This is a genomic window from Actinomadura violacea, from assembly GCF_017573465.1.
In the GTDB taxonomy this organism is placed as follows: domain Bacteria; phylum Actinomycetota; class Actinomycetes; order Streptosporangiales; family Streptosporangiaceae; genus Spirillospora; species Spirillospora violacea.
In genome coordinates, this window is the sequence record NZ_JAGEPF010000002.1 from 348,810 (window position 1) to 368,232 (window position 19,423).

General features: G+C 74.2%; 17 protein-coding genes. 4 read left to right on the forward strand and 13 right to left on the reverse strand.

Annotated elements, in window-relative coordinates; all coding sequences use genetic code 11:
• Positions 1–442 precede the first annotated feature (442 nt).
• From J4709_RS03950 to J4709_RS03975, 6 genes are all read right to left on the reverse strand, one after another.
• A complete protein-coding gene (locus tag J4709_RS03950; protein WP_208236949.1) occupies positions 443–1,987 on the reverse strand; it encodes a serine/threonine-protein kinase in 1,545 nt (514 codons plus the stop codon).
• Between the two features lie 280 nt (positions 1,988–2,267).
• Positions 2,268–4,229 carry an acetoacetate--CoA ligase gene (locus tag J4709_RS03955; RefSeq protein ID WP_208236951.1) on the reverse strand — a complete coding sequence of 654 codons (1,962 nt, stop codon included), beginning with the start codon at positions 4,227–4,229 and terminating at the stop codon, positions 2,268–2,270.
• Between the two features lie 332 nt (positions 4,230–4,561).
• A complete protein-coding gene (locus J4709_RS03960; protein WP_208236953.1) occupies positions 4,562–5,272 on the reverse strand; it encodes an HAD family hydrolase in 711 nt (236 codons plus the stop codon).
• 129 nt (positions 5,273–5,401) lie between these two features.
• A complete protein-coding gene (gene pruA, locus J4709_RS03965) occupies positions 5,402–7,033 on the reverse strand; it encodes an L-glutamate gamma-semialdehyde dehydrogenase (RefSeq protein ID WP_208236955.1) in 1,632 nt (543 codons plus the stop codon).
• 123 nt (positions 7,034–7,156) lie between these two features.
• Complete coding sequence (locus tag J4709_RS03970; protein ID WP_173098842.1) at positions 7,157–7,663, reverse strand: DUF6912 family protein; 507 nt, start codon at positions 7,661–7,663, stop codon at positions 7,157–7,159.
• 17 nt (positions 7,664–7,680) lie between these two features.
• Positions 7,681–8,328 carry an HAD family hydrolase gene (locus J4709_RS03975; protein ID WP_307800931.1) on the reverse strand — a complete coding sequence of 216 codons (648 nt, stop codon included), beginning with the start codon at positions 8,326–8,328 and terminating at the stop codon, positions 7,681–7,683.
• A 60-nt stretch (positions 8,329–8,388) separates the two neighbouring features.
• Between J4709_RS03975 and J4709_RS03980 the strand changes: the two genes are divergently transcribed.
• Positions 8,389–9,588, forward strand: coding sequence for an acyl-CoA dehydrogenase family protein (locus J4709_RS03980; protein ID WP_208236965.1), 1,200 nt, complete (start codon positions 8,389–8,391; stop codon positions 9,586–9,588).
• A gap of 563 nt (positions 9,589–10,151) precedes the next feature.
• Here the strand turns inward: J4709_RS03980 and J4709_RS03985 are convergent.
• Together J4709_RS03985 and J4709_RS03990 are read right to left on the reverse strand one after the other, a co-directional pair.
• Positions 10,152–11,048, reverse strand: coding sequence for an N-acetylmuramic acid 6-phosphate etherase (locus J4709_RS03985; protein ID WP_208236967.1), 897 nt, complete (start codon positions 11,046–11,048; stop codon positions 10,152–10,154).
• Positions 11,045–12,007: a MurR/RpiR family transcriptional regulator gene (locus J4709_RS03990; RefSeq protein WP_232382901.1), complete on the reverse strand. Its 963-nt coding sequence runs from the start codon at positions 12,005–12,007 to the stop codon at positions 11,045–11,047. The genes J4709_RS03985 and J4709_RS03990 overlap by 4 nt, the downstream gene beginning before the upstream one ends.
• Positions 12,008–12,068: 61 nt before the next feature.
• On the opposite strand from J4709_RS03990, the gene J4709_RS03995 reads away from it, so the two are divergent.
• The 3 genes from J4709_RS03995 to J4709_RS04005 all read left to right on the forward strand — a co-directional run bounded on the left by J4709_RS03995 (position 12,069) and on the right by J4709_RS04005 (position 15,986).
• A complete protein-coding gene (locus J4709_RS03995; RefSeq protein ID WP_307800932.1) occupies positions 12,069–13,328 on the forward strand; it encodes an N-acetylglucosamine kinase in 1,260 nt (419 codons plus the stop codon).
• A 587-nt stretch (positions 13,329–13,915) separates the two neighbouring features.
• Positions 13,916–15,421 (forward strand): glycoside hydrolase family 3 protein, encoded by a 1,506-nt coding sequence (locus J4709_RS04000; RefSeq protein ID WP_307800933.1) that lies wholly within the window; start codon positions 13,916–13,918, stop codon positions 15,419–15,421.
• A gap of 61 nt (positions 15,422–15,482) precedes the next feature.
• Positions 15,483–15,986: a hypothetical protein gene (locus tag J4709_RS04005; protein ID WP_208236970.1), complete on the forward strand. Its 504-nt coding sequence runs from the start codon at positions 15,483–15,485 to the stop codon at positions 15,984–15,986.
• 67 nt (positions 15,987–16,053) lie between these two features.
• Here the strand turns inward: J4709_RS04005 and ptsP are convergent, their stop codons facing one another.
• The 5 genes from ptsP to J4709_RS04030 are packed head-to-tail and all read right to left on the reverse strand — an operon-like array spanning position 16,054 to position 19,400.
• Positions 16,054–17,736, reverse strand: a complete 1,683-nt coding sequence (gene ptsP, locus J4709_RS04010) for a phosphoenolpyruvate--protein phosphotransferase (protein WP_208236972.1) — start codon at positions 17,734–17,736, stop codon at positions 16,054–16,056.
• Entirely contained in the window at positions 17,729–18,001 is a 273-nt protein-coding gene (locus tag J4709_RS04015; protein WP_208236974.1) for an HPr family phosphocarrier protein, read from the reverse strand. The genes ptsP and J4709_RS04015 overlap by 8 nt, the downstream gene beginning before the upstream one ends.
• Positions 17,998–18,678, reverse strand: a complete 681-nt coding sequence (locus J4709_RS04020; RefSeq protein WP_208236976.1) for an HAD family hydrolase — start codon at positions 18,676–18,678, stop codon at positions 17,998–18,000. Before J4709_RS04020 ends, J4709_RS04015 begins: the two co-directional genes overlap by 4 nt.
• Positions 18,679–18,682: 4 nt before the next feature.
• Positions 18,683–19,132, reverse strand: coding sequence for a PTS sugar transporter subunit IIA (locus tag J4709_RS04025; protein ID WP_208236978.1), 450 nt, complete (start codon positions 19,130–19,132; stop codon positions 18,683–18,685).
• A 34-nt stretch (positions 19,133–19,166) separates the two neighbouring features.
• The gene (locus tag J4709_RS04030; protein WP_151538615.1) at positions 19,167–19,400 is read right to left on the reverse strand and encodes a PTS sugar transporter subunit IIB; all 234 of its coding nucleotides are present in this window, start codon (positions 19,398–19,400) and stop codon (positions 19,167–19,169) included.
• Positions 19,401–19,423 lie beyond the last annotated feature (23 nt).

The window sequence follows — 19,423 nt, forward strand, 5'->3', positions numbered from 1 at the left end:
GCCCGGCGGCGCGCGGGGGCCTGCCGGACACCGGTCACGGCGACGGGCCGAGCCAAGGGAAGAGGGCGTCGAATAACGCCCCTGCGGCCCCCACCGGAACCGCCGCAAGGCCGGACTAAAGGGACGAGCAGAGCCGAGCCCGGGGGCTGCCGGAGTCGCGCCGGTGCGCCACGCCCGCGGGTAAGCCCCGGGCCGGGCCGGTGCGGCGCCTGCGAGTAAGCCGGAGCCGCGCCCGGCACCGGGCCCGCGGGTGAAGCCGGGTCCGGGTTCGAGTCCGGGTCCGGGGCCGGGTCCGCGGGTCAGGCTGAAGCTGGGTCCGATGCCCGGACGGCGGGTCAGGCTGAAGTTGGGTCTGGGGCCGGGGGCCGCGGGTCAGGCGGAGCCCGGCCTGGGGCCGGGACGGCGGGTCAGGCCGAGCCGGGGCCGGGGCCGGGGCCGTGGGTCAGTTGGAGCCGGTGTCGGTGCCGGTGCCCTGGGCGGGCGGGCTGCCGGCCGGCGGGCCCGTGGGCGTGGTGGGGTCGCTCGGCCCGGTCGTGGGGGTCGTGGACGGGTCCGGGCTGTGCGTGGTGTGCGTCGGCGTCGGGTCGTCCGGGGTGGACGGCGTCGTCGTCGGCGAGTCGGACGGGAAGGGGCTCTCCGGCGCTGACCCGGTCGTCGTCGGCGTCGGGTCGTAGGAGGTGCCGGGGGTCGGGTGCGCCGGCGCGTGCCTCGACGGCCCGGTCATCTCCGGCACCTGGCTGGAGGGCACCGCGCCCTGGTCGCGGTCGCCGACCTTCTTGCCCGCCTTGCCCTCGTCGCCGCCGCCGAGCACGAGCACCGCGGACACCACGACCATCGCGACGAACAGCGCGGCGGCGCCGGCGAGCACGGCCGAGCGGCTCGACCCGGCGAGCGAGCGGCGCAGCGCCGCGGCGGCGCCCCCGCCCGCCGCGGCGCGGTCGCGCGGCAGGGTGTCGGCGGCGTTCTCGGCGGCCCACTCCGCGGGCGTCGGCAGCCGCGCGGGCGCGGTGCCGGACGGGTCGGCGCCGTCGCCGGACGGGTCCGTGGCGGCGAAGGCGGCCTGCTCCTGGTCCGCGGCGGGCTCGAAACCGTCGTCGCCGATCTCCGCGGCCAGCACCGAACCGGCCGCGAGCATCGCCGTCTCGTCGGTGTTGCCCGCCGGGGCCACCGGGGCGGGCGCCTCCTCGTGCCCGAGCAGCCGCATCAGCACCTGCCGGGCGGCGGGGCGGCGCGCCGGGTCCTTCTCCAGGCAGTCGACCACCAGGTCGTGCAGCGGTCCGCTCAGGTCGCCGAGCTCCGGCTCCTCGTGCAGGATCCGGTTGATGACGGCCGGGATCGTGTCCTGCCCGAACGGCGGCTCCCCGGTCGCGGCGAACACCAGCGTCGCCGCCCAGCAGAACACGTCCGCCGCGGTGCCGACCTCGTCGCCGCTGATCTGCTCGGGCGCCATGTAGGACGGGGTGCCGATCACGCGGCTGGTCAGCGTGGTGCCGCCGCTGATCGCGCGGGCCACGCCGAAGTCGATGACGCGCGGGCCGTCCGGGCCGATCAGCACGTTGTGCGGCTTGAAGTCGCGGTGGATGATCTTCGCCTGGTGGATCGCGGACAGCGCGGTCGCGGTGCCGACCGCGAGCCGGTCCAGCGCGGCGCCGCGCACCGGGCCGTCCTGCGTGACCAGCTGGTTCAGCGACGGGCCCGGGACGTACTCGCTGACGATGTAGGGGCGGTCGCCGTCGGCGTCGGCGTCCAGCACCTGCGCGGTGCAGAACGGCGCGACCTGCTTGGCCACCTCGAGCTCGCGCAGGAACCGCGCGCGGGCCTTGTCGTCGGAGGTCAGCTCGGCGTGCAGCAGCTTGATCGCGACCTGCCGGCCGTCCTCGTCGGTGCCGAGGAACACCGCGCCCTGCCCGCCCTCGCCCACCCGGCCGACCAGGGCGTAGCGACCCAGCCGCTCCGGGTCTCCGGACCGCAGCGCCCCAACCTCCATGCGTGGAACCGTCCCTCTCTCGTCGACGGGCCGAACGGACCACGGGTCGAATTCTCGCAGACCAGCGCTCCGACAGTGGGACGCGCGAGGCCGTCGGGAAGTTCACCCGGCCATGCGACCTTACGGCGCGATCCGGCCCACCGCCCCTGAACAACCGCATTTGGGCCGAGCGACCACCTTAATGCCCCTCAAGCCCCGCGCGACACCGTGGGAACACGTGTCGCGCGGGGCTTCGCGCGGGTTCGCGCAAGTTCGCGCGGGGCGCCGGCGAGCGGCGGCGCTAGGGGGTGAAGTGGGAGAGGACCTCCGGGTTGGCCATGGCGCCGCGGTTGGCGGCCTGGTCGACCGGCGTGCCCTGGAGGATCTTGCGGACCGGGACCTCCAGCTTCTTGCCCGACAGCGTCCGCGGGATGCCGGGGACGGCGGTGATCTCGTCCGGGACGTGCCGCGGCGACAGCGCCGAGCGGATCTCGCGCTTCAGCCGGGCCGCCAGGTCGTCGGTGAGGTCCGCGCCCTCGGCGAGCTGCACGTACAGCAGCAGCCGCCCCTCCTGCCCGAGCCGCCCGGTGTCGATGACGAGGCTGTCGGTGATCTCGTCGAACGCCTCGACGACCCGGTAGAAGTCCGAGGTCCCCATGCGGACGCCGCCGCGGTTGAGGGTGGAGTCGGACCGCCCGTAGATGACGCTGCCGCCGTCGGGGAGGATCTTGATCCAGTCGCCGTGCCGCCACACGCCCGGGTACATGTCGAAGTAGGACTCGCGGTACCGCTCGCCCTTCTCGTCGTTCCAGAAGAACACCGGCATGGACGGCATCGGCTCGGTGATGACCAGCTCGCCGACCTCGCCGACGACCGGCTTCCCGTCGTCGCCGTAGGCCTCGACCTTCGCGCCCAGGCCACGGCACTGGATGACGCCCGCGCGCACGGGCAGCAGCGGCGACGGCCCGACGAAACCGGTGCACAGGTCGGTGCCGCCGGACAGGGACCCGAGCAGCAGGTCCGCGCCGACCTCCTCGTACACCCACGAGAAGCCTTCGGGCGGCAGCGGCGAACCGGTGGACCCGATGCCGCGCAGACCCGACAGGTCGAACTCGCGTCCGGGGTGGCGTCCGTCCTTGGCGGACGCGGTGATGTAGGGCGCGCCCACTCCCATGTAGGTGACACCGTTCTCGGCGGCCAGCTTCCACAGGTCGAGCGGTGCACCGTCGTACATGACGATGGTGGACCCCACCAGCAGGCCGCCGATGAGGTAGTTCCACATCATCCAGCCGGTGGTGGTGAACCAGAAGAACACATCGCTCGGGCCTAGATCCTGGTGGAAGGACAGGGCCTTGAGGTGCTCCAGGACGACCCCGCCGTGCCCGTGGACGATCGGCTTGGGCAGGCCCGTCGTGCCGGAGGAGTACACCACCCACAGCGGGTGGTCGAACGGGACGTCCTCGAACTCGATGGTGTCGTGGTCGGTGCGCGGCAGGTCGCCGTAGTGCATGCCCACGCGCAGTCCGTCCGGCGTGGCGGCCGGGTCCAGGTACGGGATGAGGACCGTCGCGGCCAGCGTCGGCAGCGCCGCCTCGATCTCACCGACGATCTCCCGCCGGTCGAACGTCTTGCCGTTGTAGGCGTAGCCGTCCACCGCGATCAGAACCTTCGGCTCGATCTGCGCGAAACGGTCGACCACGGAGGACGACCCGAAGTCCGGCGAGCACGACGACCACACCGCGCCCAGCGACGCCGTCGCCAGGAAGCAGATCAGCGCCTCGGGGATGTTCGGGATGTAGGCGACGACCCGGTCGCCCTTGCCGACGCCCAGGCCGGCGAGGCCCGCCCGCACCTCCGCGACGTGCAGGAACAGCTCGCGGTAGGACAGCACCCGGTGGCCGCCGGCCTCCGAGCGGAACACCACCGCCGTCTCCTCCGGCGTCTCCTCGGCGCGGCGCAGCGCGTTCGCGGCGTAGTTCAGGGTGGCGCCGGGGAACCAGCGCAGTCCGTCCACCGGCATGGGCCCGCCCTCGCGGACCGGGCCGTCGCCGCGCTCCCCCACCACGTCGAAGTAGGTCCAGATCGCGTCCCAGAACGCGTCCACCTCGGTGACCGACCAGCGCCAGAGGTCGTCGTAGGTCTCGGCGTTCACGCCCCGGTCCCACAGCCAGTGGACGAAGCGGGTCACCCGCGCGTTCGCGACGACCTCCTCCGACGGCCGCCACAGCGCCGCTCCCTCGGAGACCTCGTGATCACGCGACATCGCTCTCCCTCCCCGCCGCGCCGCGGTGCGCGACCCTCCCAATATCGGCCTCGCCGCCCGGCCCGCGCAACTTCCGCCGATCATGCGCGCGCTGCCGTTGTGTCCGCGTCCCATCGCAGGTCAGTGGCGTGCGGCGGGCAATCCGCGGCGGCCACACATCGCGGCGGCCGGCCATCCCCGCCCGCCACACACCGGGGTTTTCCACAGAACGCGATTCCACTTCCGGTGCCCGCGGGAGGCGCCGAGACTGGTGGCCGATCCGGAAAGGAAGGGGCTGGGCATGGCGAAGGAGCGCGACGGCGGTGCCGCGATCACGGACGGCGGGCGGGAGGTCAGATGCGGGTCAGCTCGGCGACGGCGCTCACCACGGCATCGGTGTCGGCGAGGGTCGCGAGGACGCGGTCGGCGCCGGCGGAGCGCAGTTCGGCCTCGGTGGCGCTTCCGGTGGCGACGCCGATGATCGGCGACCCGGCGATGTGAGCGGCCTGCACGTCGCGGGGCGAGTCCGCGATGTACACGGTGGCCGACTCGGGATAGCGGGCGCCGTGCCGCTCGCCCGCGCGGGTGCGGGCGAGCTCCAGCAGCGCGGCCTTGCTGTAGACGCCGTCCTCGTAGCCGCCGGCGTCCAGGTCGAGGCGGCCGGCGAGGCCGAGCTCGGTCACCTTCAGCACGGCGTTCGGACGCACCGAGCCCGTGAGCACCGACTGCACGACACCCGGCACATGCGCCAGCGCCTCGACGGCCTCGCGGGCGCCGGCCAGCACCCGGCCGTGCACCCGCAGGTCGGCGCGCCGGTTCGCGAACGCCTCGGTCAGCGCGGCGACGAAGGAGGGCAGATGGTCGTCGGTGGTGACGACGTCGTTGAAGGCCAGCGTCTCGAAGACGATCTCGGACTCGGTGCGGCCCGGGGTGGGCGCGAGCCGCACGAGGGGCCGCCCGACGGTGCGCTGGAACGCCTCCGCGTACGCGTCCCGGGTGACCCGCCCGACGTCGACCAGGGTCTGATCGATGTTCCACAGCACCAGCCGGTTCAGCGTCGACATCCCGTTCCCATGCGCGGCTCGAAGGGCGTCGGCGGGCGCGCTCCCGGCACCGGCCCGCCCCGCCGGACGGCGAGGCGGACTAATCGTCGGGCCTCCCGGCCGGTGTCCGCAACCGCGCCGCGGCGGCGGTCAGGGCCCCATGTGGGGGTAGCGGTGGTCGGTCGGCGGGACGAAGGTCTCCTTGATCGCGCGGACGTTCGTCCAGCGGGTCAGGTTGAACACCGATCCGGCCTTGTCGTTGGTGCCGGACGCGCGGGCCCCGCCGAAGGGCTGCTGGCCGACCACGGCGCCGGTCGGCTTGTCGTTGATGTAGAAGTTGCCGGCCGCGAACCGCAGGGCCTCCGTCGCGGCCGCGATGGCCGCCCGGTCCCGCGCGACGATCGCACCGGTCAGCCCGTATTCGGAGGCGCCCTCCATCTGTGCGAGAACGGAGTCGTAGTCATGGTCGTCGTAGACGTGCACGCCGAGGATCGGCCCGAAGTACTCGGTGGTGAAGATCTCGTCGGTCGGGTCCGACGACTCCAGCACCGTGGGCCGGACGAAGTAGCCGACCGAGTCGTCCACCTCGCCGCCCACGAGGATCCGCATGGTGTCGACGCCGCGCGCCCGCTCGATCGCGCGCCGGTGCTTGGCGAAGGCGCGGTCGTCGATCACGGCGCCCATGAAGAGCGACAGGTCATGCGCCACGTTGCCCATGGTGAGGCCCTCGACCTCGGCGCAGAAGTCGTCGCGCATGCCGTCCCAGACGGAACGCGGGATGTAGGCGCGCGACGCCGCCGAGCACTTCTGCCCCTGGTACTCGAACGCGCCCCGCACCAGCACGGTCTTCAGCACCGCCGGGTCCGCGGACGGGTGCGCGATCACGAAGTCCTTGCCGCCGGTCTCGCCGACGATCCGCGGGTAGCCGCGGTACCGGGCGATGTTGTCCCCGATCGTCCGCCACAGCGCCTGGAACGTGGGCGGCGAGCCGGTGAAGTGCAGCCCCGCCAGCTCGGGGCTGGCCAGCGCGACCTCCGAGACGGCCCGCCCGTCCCCGGTGACCATGTTGATCACCCCGGGCGGCAGGCCGGCCGCCTCCAGGAGCCGCATCGTGTGGTGCGCGGCGAGCTGCTGGGTCGGCGACGGCTTCCACACCACGACGTTGCCCATCAGCGCGGGCGAGGTCGGCAGGTTCCCCGCGATCGCGCTGAAGTTGAACGGCGTGATCGCGAGGACGAACCCCTCGAGCGGCCGGTACTCCATCCGGTTCCAGACGCCGGGCGAGGAGTTCGGCTGGATCTCCTGGATCAGCCGCGCGTACGCGACGTTGAACCGCAGGAAGTCGATCAGCTCGCACGCCGAGTCGATCTCCGCCTGCTGCACCGACTTGGACTGGCCGAGGATCGTCGCCGCGTTCAGCGTCGACCGCCACGGTCCCGCCAGCAGCTCGGCGGCCCGCAGGAAGATCGCGGCCCGGTCGTCCGGCGCCATCGCCCGCCAGCCGGGCGCGGCCTCCCTGGCCGCCGCGACCGCCTCGGCGACGTCGGCGTCCGTGGCGTTCCCCATCCGTCCGAGGACATGACCGCGGTCGTGCGGCTCCACCACGTCGATCGGGGTGCCGGCGCCCATCCGCCGCTCCCCGCCGATCGTCATCGTCAGCTCGGTCTCCGCGCCGCCGAGCTCCTTGATCCTCGCCTCCAGCGCCGTCCGCTCGGCGCTGCCCGGCGCATAGCCCTTGACCGGCTCGTTCACCGGTACCGGAACGGTGGTGACGGCGTCCATCTGGTGGCTCCCCGCAAGTCCGACGACCCTGTCGACAAGCCACCCCCTACCCGCCCCCACGCCACGGATACATCCCCCCGAGCCCATCCCCCCACCGGCCCGCCGAGACAGGCCGAGGCGGGGTCAGAGGAGGTGCTGGAGTTCCTGGGTGGCGTACCAGAGGAGTTCGTGGCCTTCGGCACCGTCGACGGTGAAGAGGGCGTCGTCGTCGCCGGCCTCGGCGGCGGGGAGGGCCTCGACCGCGGCGGCGATGTCCGCGGCGGCGCCGTCGTCGTCGACGTGGCCGGAGGCCAGCCGCTTCCACGGGACGGGCGCGGTGATCTCGACGAGCGAGCGGTCGTCGCCGTCGATGGCGGCGTCGCCGCGGGCCCAGCGGACGGATGCGTCGGGGATCTCGGCGGCGAGGACGACGCGGCGGCGCGGCGCGGACGGATCGGCGGCGAGCAGCCGCAGCGAGGCCCGGGCGGCCGCGGTCAGCGCCGCGTACTCCAGCTCCTCCAGGTCGCCGCCCGCGTACCACTCGCGCAGCGCGGGCGTCACCGCGTGCCCGGCGAGGGGCGCGGGGCCGGCCTCGCGCGCGGCATGGACGGCGGCGAGGAGCGGAAGCGTGGACGCAAGGTAGACGCGCATGACGATTCGTCAGTCTGTCACGGGAGGAGGCCCAGCTCGCGCAGTTCGGCGATCGTGGCGTCGGCGGACGTGTGGTGGATCCCGCGGATGCCGAGGGATTCGGCGGCCCGGATGTTGTGCTCGATGTCGTCGATGAAGACGCATTCGGCGGCGTCCAGGCCGAGCAGGCCGAGCGCGTGCCGGAAGATCCGCTCGTCCGGCTTGCGCATGCCGACCTCACAGGAGATCACGACGGCGTCGAAGAGGTCGGCGAACAGGTCGCGGGGGTAGTCGTTGCCCCAGGAGTTGGAGAGGAGGGCGGTGCGGGCGCCGGCGGCGCGGGCCGCGCGGAGCGCCTCGTACATCGGCTCGACCGGGGAGAACGCGCCGAACATGCGGGAGATGAGGCCCGCGGCCGCGACGGGGCCGCCGTCGACGGTGAGCAGCTCGGCGGCGAGGAGGCGCTCGAACTCCTCGGGGGCGAGCGAGCCGTCCTCGAGGCCGTGGATGGGGTTGGCGCCCGCGCCGTCGTAGGCCTGCTTCACCCAGGCCCGCATGACGGTGCGGTACCGGTCGGCGTCGATGCCGTCGGCGGCCAGCCAGGCGCCGACGGCGTCGTTGAGCGGGGAGGTGAGGACGCCGCCCCAGTCCGTGATCACGGCTTTGACCGTCTTGTCTGCAGGCACGGGCCGATGGTAGGCGATCCCGCCCGCATTGACCGAATCTCGTTCTGCCAAACTGGCCGCATGGACTTCGCACTCAGCCCGAAAGCGCAGGACTACCAGGAGAGACTTCAGGAGTTCATGGATGAGCACGTGTACCCGGCGGAGCCGGTGTACACGGCCTGGCGCGCGGAGAACGACCCGCACGCGCTGCCGCCGGTCGTCCAGGAACTGAAGGCCGAGGCCCGCGAGCGGGGCCTGTGGAACCTGTTCCTGCCGGACGTGTCGGGGCTGTCGAACCTGGAGTACGCGACGCTCGCGGAGCTGACGGGGCGCTCCCCCGACCTGGCCCCGGAAGCGGTCAACTGCGCCGCCCCGGACACCGGGAACATGGAGGTCCTGCACATGTTCGGGACCCCCGAGCAGCAGGACCGGTGGCTGAAGCCGCTGCTGGACGGGGAGATCCGCAGCGCGTTCGCGATGACGGAGCCGGAGGTCGCCTCCTCCGACGCCACCAACATCACCACCTCGATCGTCCGGGACGGCGACGAGTACGTGATCAACGGCCGCAAGTGGTTCATCACCGGGGCCGCGGACGAGCGCTGCAAGATCTTCATCGTGATGGGCAAGACGGACCCGGACGGGCCGCCGCACCGGCAGCAGTCGCAGGTGCTCGTCCCGCGGGACGCGCCGGGCGTGACCGTCGTCCGGCACCTGCCGGTCTTCGGCTACCAGGACCAGCACGGCCACTCGGAGATCCTCTTCGAGGACGTCCGGGTGCCGGTGTCGAACCTGCTCGCCGGCGAGGGCGACGGGTTCATGATCGCGCAGGCGCGGCTCGGGCCGGGCCGGATCCACCACTGCATGCGCGCCCTCGGCATGGCGGAGCGGGCGCTGGAGCTGATGTGCCGCCGCGCCGTGGACCGGGTCGCGTTCGGCGGCCCGCTCGCCAAGCAGGGCGTCGTCCGCCAGCAGATCGCCGAGTCGCGGATGGCGATCGAGCAGGCGCGCCTGCTCACCCTGAAGACCGCGTGGCTGATCGACCAGCACGGCGCGAAGGGCGCCCGCTCGGAGATCGCGGCGATCAAGGTGATCGTGCCCCGCATCACGCACGAGGTGCTCGACCGCGCCATCCAGATCCACGGCGGCGCCGGGGTGTCCGACGACACGCCGCTGGCCGCGATGTACGCCTGGGTCCGCGCGATGCGGATCTTCGACGGCCCGGACGAGGTGCACGTGCGCACCGTCGCCCGCCAGGAACTCCGCCAGTACGAGCAGCACTGACCCCGCGCCTTTCCACCCGCACCTGAGAACCGCGGATCGCCGGATCTCAGATGACCGGCTCCGGTGTCCGCCGCCCCTTGTGGAACGGCGGGCCGGAGCCGGAGTGCGTGGTTGGGCCGTGGGAGATCGCGGTGTTCCGCGGATTCCTGGACGACGGCTGTGCGGGCGCCGGGGTGTCGCGTTTGTGGTTCCTCTTGGGTGCGTCCGTGCGGGGTGGGCGTGGTCATGCGATCGGTGCGGGGACGATCACATGACCACGGACCCCGGCGAGCCGGCGGGGGCCGCCGCCGGGCTCGGAAACGGGCGAGGCCCGTCTCAGCGCACCTCGGCCGCCGCGCGAGCGCGTTATCTGACCGGTGGGGCGATGCCGGAGGCAAGCCCTACCGGGAAGCTCGCGAAGCGAGGCCGCGCTCGCCCGAGCACGGTCAAGGACCGAGCCGCTAGGCGAGGCCCTTGGGCTGTGCTCGCGGGAACACAGCCGCCAGGCGAGGCCCTTGGGCCGTGCTCGCGGGAACACGGCCGCCGGGCGAACCCACTGGGCCGGGGTTGCGAGGACACCGTCGTTAGGCGGATCTGAGGCGTTGCAGGGCTTCGCGGACGCCGCCGTCGGTCTCCTCCAGGACCACCGTGGCGCGCGCCGCGGGTACTTCGCCGAGCAGCGAGACCAGGGCGACCCGGGTGTTGCCGCCCGCCTCGTTGAGCGCGTTCTCGCAGGTCCGGTCGTCCATGCCGGTGGCCTCGGTGAGGATGCGCACCAGCCGGGCGCGCAGCTTGGAGTTCAGCGCGTTCACGCTGACCATCAGGTTGGAGTAGGTGCGGCCCATCCTGATCATCAGGGTGGTGGAGAAGGAGTTCAGCACGAGCTTGGTCGCGGTGCCCGCCTTCATCCGGGTGGAGCCGCTGATCACCTCCGGTCCGGTGGCCAGGCCGATGTGCACCTCCACTTCCTCGCCGTAGGGCGTGTGCGGGTTGCAGCTGATCAGGGCGGTGCGGGCGCCGCCCGCGGTGGCGGCGCGCAGCGCGCCGATCACGTACGGGGTGCGGCCGCTGGCGGCGATGCCGATGGCGATGTCGCCGGGCCGGACCTCGCGGGCGTCGCGCATGCCGAGCTCCATGTCGTCCTCGACGCCGGCGACCGCCTGCGACAGCGCGCCGGCGCCGCCGGCCTGGTGCGCGACGACGCGGCCCCAGATGCCGAACGTCGGCGGCAGCTCGGCGGCGTCGATGACCGCGAGCCGGCCGGACGTGCCGGCGCCGAAGTAGTGCACGCGGCCGCCCGCGCGCAGCGAGTCGACGGCGAGGTCGACCAGCCGGGCGACCTCGGGCAGGACGCCCGCCACCACCATCGGGACGGTCGCGTCCTCCGTGTTGATCAGGTGCAGCACCTCCAGGGTCGGCAGCGTGTCGACGTCGAGGGTGCGGGGGTTCCGGCCCTCGGTGGGGAGCTCGCAATCGATCACCGACGCCTCCGGTCGGGTCGCACGGTCCGGCCGCGGACCGCCTCGAACGTGGCTTCCAGGGCCTTGCGGGTCGGCCCGAAGGTGCGCTGCGCCACTCCGACGAAGACGCAGTCGACCACCGTGAGCTGCGCCAGCCGGCTGGCGGTGGCGCCGGAGCGGAAGGTCGTCTCCCGCGCCGCGGTCGTGAGGATCAGATCGGCCACCTCCGCTATGGGGGATTTGGGGAAGTTGGTCAGCGCCACGGTCGTGGCGCCGTTGCTCTTGGCGACCTCCAGGGCGTCGATGGTCTCGACGGTCGCGCCGGTGTGCGAGATGCCGACCGCCACGCTGGTGGGGCCGAGCACGGCGGCGCTGGTGAGCATGATGTGCGCGTCTGCCCAGGCGGAGCAGAACCGTCCGATGCGGTGCAGCTTCTGCTGGAAGTCCATCGCGACGAACGCGCTGGCGCCGACCCCGTAGACGTCGACGCGGTCGGCGTTGACGACGGCGTCGACGACCTGCTCGAGCATCTTGATGTCGAGCTGCGCGGCGGTCTCCTCGACGGCGCGGGCATCGGCGAAGGTCACCTTCTCCACGATCTGCTCGAGTGAGTCGTCGGGGCTGATGTCGCTGCCGATGACCCGTCCGCCGCTGGCGCTCTGGGCCCGTCCCGCCTCGGTGGCGAGGGTCAGTCGGAGCTCTGGATAACCATGGAACCCGATCGCGCGGCAGAACCTGATGACGGTGGTCTCGGAGGTGCCACAGGTCTGGGCGAGTTCGGTGATGGTGGAGTTGGCGACCCCTTCGGGGTCGTCGATGACGCGTTGAGCGACTCGTCGCTCGGCGGGGGGCAGCGAGGGCAGTAGCGAGCGGACCCGCACCACGGTGCTCAGCGGCGTCGCGTCCTTGCGCGCCGGCTCGTCCCGTGCCGCTCCGGGCTCCCCCGTGCTCCCCGGCTCGGGGCCGATGGGTTTCCTCATGGAAGAAAGTTTCTTACTGCCAGGATGTCACGTCAACGGTAGAAAAGGCTACGGTCGGCCTGTGTTGACCCATTTGGCCGGTCCTTACGTGGTCGGCATAGACGCGGGTGGCACGAAGACCCGCTGTGTCGTGCTGACGCTCGGGGGCGCCCTGGCCGGTTCCGGCACCGGCCCCGGGGCCAACCCCAACTCCGGGGGCGACACCGCAGGGGCGCTCACCGCCGCCCTGCGGGAGGCCCTCGGAGACCTCGACCGTACCCACATCCTCACCGGCGTGTTCGGAATCGCCGGAGCCGGTTCGGCCGGCCGGCCCGCGGCCGTGTCCGCGGCGCGCCGGGCCTGGCAGGCCGTCGGGCTGCGCGGCTCGCCCGCCGTGGTGACCGACATCGCCGTGGCGTTCGCCGCCGGCACCACCGAGCCGAAGGGCATCGTGGTGTTCTCCGGCACGGGCGCCGGCGCCGCCGTCATCAGCGACGGCGCGATCGTGCAGCGCGCCGACGGCTACGGCTGGCTGGTGGGGGACGAGGGTTCGGCGGTGTGGCTCGGCAAGGAGGCGGTCCGGGCGGCGCTGGCCGCCTACGACGGCCGCGGCTCGCCGACGCTGCTGACCGACTCGATCCCGCGGGCGCTGCTGGGCCCGGCGGTGGTCGCGGAGATCGACTCGGCCCGGCGAAGACCGCGGCCCCGGACGCTGGCGATGGCGGGCGCGGTCCCGCCGGCGTCCGGTGCGGGCTCGCCGGGGGGCGCCCTCTCCCCGGCGGCCCAGGCGGCGGTGCTGCCCGCCGGCGCGGGCGGCACGGGCACCGCCGTGCTGATCCCCGAGGCCCCGTATCCGCAGCCGGGCGGCGGGCCGACCGGGCCGCCGGGCCCGCTGGGCGCCGCGCCGGGCCGTCCCGGACGTCCCGAGCCGCCCGGGCATCCGGGCCTCGGCGGGCATCCGGAGCTGCCCGGGACGGCGCCGAACCCGCAGCTCGCACAGGCCATCATCAAGGAGGTGTACGGCCGCCCGCCCGCGGCCCTCGGCCGGCTCGGGCCGGTGGTCGCCGCCGCCGCGGCCGCCGGCGACCCGGTCGCCCGGCGCATCACCGACGAGGCCGCGGAGTGGCTGCTGCGCGACGTCGACGCGGTGCGCCCCGCCCTGTCCGATCCCTGCGCGCCGGTCGTCATGCACGGCTCGGTGCTGCGCGAGGGCCCCGTCGCCGAGGCCGTCCGCACCGGGCTGCGCGACCGGTTCGCCGAGGCGCCGCGCAGTGCGGGCGACGGCGCCGTCGGGGCCGCCGGGCTGGCGCTGCGCCGGCTCGGCCATCCCCTGCCGGGCTGAGCGCCCGGCGAACCGCCCGGCCGGGCGGGCGCCGCCGGTGGCCGACCCCCGCCGGACGCCCCGCCGAGAGCCCGCCGAGGACGGCGACGCGGCCGTCCGGCTCATCACGATGGACCCCACCGTATTCCCGTTCCGCTTGCGGTCCCGGGGTCCATCGTGATCAGGCTGTTACCACGGTGGCGGATGATCCGCCGGCGCGGTGCCGTGGCCGATGGGAGCACCGGCCACGGACGTGGCATGCACCGCCATCGGCTGCGTCCCATCGCAGCGTCCCATCGCAGCGTCGCCGCCGTCCGGCGCCGCGAGTCGACAGGGCGGCGGCGAGCGGTTAACGTCGCGACGTCCGAAGCGAGCAGACGACCACGTCGGGGGGCCTGGTCAGGTGCATGCCATTCATGTCCGCGGATAGCCGTTCGCGACCGACCGGAACCGCCCGGCGGCGGCCTCTGCTGAGGGGCGCCGCCCGGCTGCCGCTGGCCGCGGCGGTCGCGCTCGCGCTGCCGCTGGCGGGATGCGCCGGAGGTTCGGGCTCCGGGGCGCACCAGGGGTCGTCGGCGACGTCGGGCCCCTCCGGAAAGAAGGCGCCCGTGACGAAGGACCCGGACGCGTGGATCCCCGGGTACGTCGCGAAGATGAGCCCGCGGGAGAAGGTCGGGCAGCTGTTCGTGCCGACGTTCTCCAGCCGCGCGAGCGCGCTGGCGATCGTCCGCAAGTACCACGTCGGCGGATTCATCTACTTCCCGGAGAACTTCTCCTCGCCCGCCGGGACGGCGGAGCAGTCGAACGCGCTGCAGAAGGCGTCCAAGGTCCCGCTGCTGCTCGGCGTGGACGAGGAGCAGGGCATCGTGTCGCGGACGCCGTTCATCACCCGCTTCCCCGGCAACATGGCCCTCGGCGCGACGCAGAGCACCGCCGACGCGCGCGCCGCCGCGCAGGTCACCGGCACCGAGCTGCGCGCGGTCGGGATCAACCTGGACTACGCGCCGGACGCCGACGTCAACGTGAACCCGCGCAACCCGGTGATCGGTCTGCGCTCGTTCGGCTCCGACCCGGCGCGTGTGTCGCCGCTGCTGACCGCGGCGATCGCGGGCTACCAGGGCGCCGGGGTCGCCGCGACGGCCAAGCACTTCCCCGGGCACGGCGACACCGCGACCGACAGCCACACCGGCCTGCCGGTGATCACGCATTCGGCGGCGCAGTGGCGCAAGCTGGACGCGCCGCCGTTCAAGGCGGCGATCGCCGCCGGCGTCGACATGATCATGACGGCGCACATCGTGGTGCCCGGGCTCGACAGGTCGGGCGATCCGTCCACGCTGTCGAAGACGGTGCTGACCGGGCTGCTGCGCGGCGAGCTCGGCTACAAGGGCGTGATCACCACGGACTCGCTGCAGATGGCGGGCGTCCGGGAGAAGTACGGCGACGCGGTGGTGCCGGTCCGGGCGATCAACGCGGGCGCCGACCAGCTGCTGATGCCGCCGAGCCTGTCCAAGGCGTACAACGCGGTGCTCGGGGCGGTCCAGTCGGGGAAGATCACGCAGAAGCGGCTGGACGAGTCCGTCGCCCGGATCCTGGCCCTCAAGCAGAAGCGCGGGCTGTTCAAGGCGGCGCCGGCCGACCCGGCGAAGGCGGCCGCGCAGATCGGCACGCCGCAGCAGAAGGCCACCGCGCGGCGCGTCGCCGAGCATTCCGTCACGCTCGTCCGCAACGAGCGCGGGCTGCTGCCGCTGAAGGGCAGGAAGGTCAGCGTCACCGGTCCGCAGAGCGCCGCGCTCGGTGAGGCGCTGCGCGCGCAGGGCGTCGCGACGGCCGACCCGGCCACCGCCGACGTCCACGTGCTGACCACGGTGAACGCCGGGACGGCCACGGCCGCACGGGTCCGCGCGCTGGCGTCCAAGCCGGTCGTGGTCGCGGCGCTCGGCCGCCCGTACGACCTCGACCACGCCGCCGGCGCCGCCGCGGCGCTCGCGACGTACTCCTCCGGCGCGACGTCGGTCGGCGCGCTCGCGCGGGTGCTGTCGGGCGCGGTGAAGCCGGCCGGGAAGCTGCCGGTGCCGGCCGGCGGGCAACCCGTTGGTCACGGCTTGTCGTATTGATGGACGCGGGGCCCCGCAGGCTGGGAGGATCGGCCCGCCTTCGCACCCCCGGGAGGTCCCCGTGCGCTTTCGTCCGTTCCTGTCCGCTCTGTCCCTGCTGCCCGCGCTGACCGTCGGTCTCGGCGCCTGCGGCGGGAAGGAGGAGGCGGGGATGCCGCCGCTGACGCCCGAACCGGGCGACTCGCGGCTCGCCGACATGACCGCCCCGGCGAAGGACAGCCTCCCCGCACGGCTCGTGCTCTACAGGTACCTGCGCGGCGTCGCCGCGGGGAACGCCAAGGTGTGCGGTCTCCTGGCCCCCGCCTACGACCGGACGGCGTTCGGGCGCGCGGGCGGCTGCCGGACCGGCGGGCTCGCCGCCGCCCGCGCGAAGCTGCGTCCCGCCGACCTGGCGGCGCTGCGCGGCGTGACCGTCCCGACCTGCGACGACGGCCCCGGCGACGGCGAGTACACGGTCGCGTTCGGGGACCTGAAATGGAAGGGCGACCCGGCGCGTCCCGGCGGCGTCCTCGCGGCGAACTTCACCCTCCGCAAGACCGGCGCCCGCTGGCTCATCGCCGGCTGAGGGCCGCGGCCGCGAAGAAAGACGCTCGCGGCGGGCCGCCCACCCCGACGACCCACCGCGAGCGTGCTCAGATACCGAGGTCCGCCAGCCCCGGGAGATGGGAGCGGGCCGCCTCGCGGGCGCCCGCGGCGGAGCGGGCGGCGCGGGCCGCCTCGGCGGCGCGGCGGCATTCCTCCAGCGTGTGCCGGGCGAGCGCGGCCCGTACCAGCGGGAGCGAGGGGGCGCTCATCGACAGCGACGTCACGCCGAGCCCGACCAGGACGCAGGCGAGCGCCGGGTCGGCGGCCGCCTCGCCGCAGACCCCGCACGGGACGCCCGCCGACGCCGCGGGGGCGACCAGGTCGAGCACGGCGGGCTGCCACGGGTCCTGCAGGTGCGCGAGGCCGCCGACCTGCCGGTCGGCCGCGCACGCGTACTGGGTCAGGTCGTTGGTGCCGACGCTGAAGAACTCCACCTCCGGCGCCAGGTCGCGGGCGCGCAGCGCGGCGGCCGGCACCTCGATCATCACGCCGGGGTGCTCGATGCCGGCCTCGCGGCACGCGCCGGCGAAGAACGCCGCCTCCGCCGCGTCCGCCACCATCGGGGCCATGACCTGCAGCTTCACGCTCAGCCCGGCGGACGCGCGGGCCAGCGCGGCGAGCTGGGCGGTCAGCACGCCGGGATGCCGGCGCGCCATCCGCAGCCCGCGCTCGCCGAGCGCCGGGTTCGGCTCCTCGCCGGGGGGCGGGAGGAAGGCGAGGGGCTTGTCGGCGCCGGCGTCGAGCGTCCGGACGACCACGCGGCCCTCCGGGAACGCCTCCAGCACCTTGCGGTAGGCGTCCTCCTGCTCCTCGTCGGACGGCGGCACCGACCGGTCAAGGAACAGGAACTCGGTGCGGTACAGGCCGACGCCCTCCGCGCCGTTCGCGAGGGCGGCGTCCAGGTCCTTCGGGCCGCCGACGTTCGCCAGCAGCGGGACGGCGTGCCCGTCCTTCGTCGCGCCCGGCCCGGACGCCTCCGCGAGCGCGGAGTCGCGGGCCGCGCCCGCGGCGAGCGCCGCCGCGACCTCGGCCTCGGACGGGTCGGTCCGGACCGTCCCGGCGGACCCGTCCACGAGGACGCGGGTGCCGTCGGCGAGGCCCGTCGCGCCCGCGAGCGCCACCACCGCCGGCACGCCCATCGTGCGGGCGAGGATCGCGGTGTGGCTGGTCGGGCCGCCCTCCTCGGTGACGAACGCGACGACCTGCGCCGGGTCGAGCACCGCGGTGTCGGCGGGCGCGAGGTCCCGCGCGACCAGCACGAACGGCTCGTCGGACTCCGGCACGCCGGGCATCGGCAGGTCGAGGAGGCGGGCGATCGCCCGGTCCCGGATGTCGTCGAGGTCGCTGACCCGGGCGGCCATGTACTCCCCCGCCCCGGCGAGCATCTCCCGGTACACCCCGAACGCCTCGAACACCGCGCGCGCCGCGCCCGTGCCCTCGCCGATCTTGGCGGTGACGCCGTCGGCGAGGCCCGGGTCGCGGGCCATCAGCGCCTGCGCGTTCAGCACGTCGCGGCCGTCGGTGTTGCCGCCCGCCGCCGCGCGCGCGCCGCGTTCCTCAAGGTCGGCGGCGACGGCCTCCAGCGCGGCGAGCGCACCGTCGCGCTCGGCGGCCGCGTCGCCGCCGTGCCGGGACCCGGCGTCCGGCTCCGGGACCGCGCCGGCGATGCGGCGCACCGGGCCCGCGCCGACCCCCGGGCTGACGCCCGCGCCGCTCAGGACCTCAGGCACCTTCCGGCTCCGGCGCGGACAGCAGCGCCTCCAGGCTGTCCAGCAGCTCGTCGGCGCCGTCGCCGTCGGCCGACAGCACGACCTCCTCGCCGTGCCGGGCGTCCATGCCGAGCACCGCGAGGATGCTCTTGGCGTTGACGGGCGAGCCGCCGCGCTTGGCCACGGTCACGTCCATCGGCGCCTTGGCCGCGGTCTGGACGAACAGCGCGGCCGGCCGCGCGTGCAGCCCCACCCGGGACTCGATCTTGACGTTGCGCTCGCTCACAGAATCTCCCTTGCGCCGCGCACCCGCAGCGCGGGGCCCGGCTCGACATTGACTTCCTTCAGGTCCGCGACCACGTGGTCCGCCTCGGCGAGCGCCCCCACCGGCTGGGTGGTGGCGACGCCGACGCAGGTCATCCCGGCCGCCTTCACGGCCGCGACGCCCGCCGGCGCGTCCTCGAACCCGACCGCCCCGCCCGGCGGGACGCCGAGGTCGCGCGCGGCGGCCAGGTACCCCTCCGGGTGCGGCTTGCCGGTGACGACGTCCCCGGCGGTCACCACGATGTCCATCAGGTCGCGGACGCCCAGCGCGGCCAGCAGCCGCTCGGCGTACGGGCGCTGGCCCGAGGTGACGACGGCCAGCGGCACGCCCGCGTCCGCCAGCGACCGCACCAGCTCGACCGCCCCCGGGACGGGGACGTCCTCGGGCACGCCGAGCGCCGTCTCGGTCGACACCGCCTGCTGGAACAGCTCCTCGGCGGTGCGGCCGGGGAACAGGTGCGCCAGGTCCTCCAGCACCTCGATGCCGCGGCGCCCCGCGAACGAGGAGATCAGCTCGTCGTCGTACGGCACGCCGTGCGCCTCGAACAGCCGCGCCCACATCACCCGGTTGCGCGGCTCGGTGTCCATCAGGGTGCCGTCGAGGTCGAACACCGCCGCGCGCAGGCCGATCAGCGCCATCCCGTCAGCTCCATGTGAACAGCTCGGCCCCCTTGACGACCTCGCCCGCCTCCGCGACGTCCGACAGCGCGTCGGCGCCGGCGTCCAGCGCCACCACGGCGCAGATCGGCGAGCGGCCGCCCGCCTCGATGACGGCCGGGTCCCAGGCGACCACCCGCTGGCCGGCGGTGACCTGGTCGCCCTCGGCGACCAGCAGCTCGAACCCCTGGCCCTTGAGCTTGACGGTGTCGATGCCGAGGTGCACGAGGACGCCGTGCTCCTCCTCGTCCACCACCACGTAGGCGTGCGGGTGCAGCTTGACGATCTTGCCGGTGACCGGGGCGATGGCGTGGCCGGGCCCGCGCTCGGGATCGACGGCGGTGCCCGGGCCGACCATGGCCTGGGCGAACACCGGGTCCGGGACGCCGGCCAGGCCGACCACCCGGCCGGCGACCGGGGACAGTACTCGGGTCATGCGGGGGTTCCTTCGGGTCGGTCGGGAAGCGGGCTCAGTCGAGGATGTCCTCGATGTCGCTGGCGATGGTGTCGGCCTCCGGGCCGACGACGACCTGCACGACGGTGCCGCTGCGCATGACGCCGAACGCGCCCGCCTTCTTCAGCGCCGCCTCGTCGACCTTGCCGCCGTCGGAGACCTCGGTGCGCAGCCGGGTCGCGCAGGGCTCGATCTCCACGATGTTGTCGGCGCCGCCCAGCGCGGCGACGATGGCCTCGGCCTTGTCCATGGCGTTCTCTTCTCTCGGTGGGT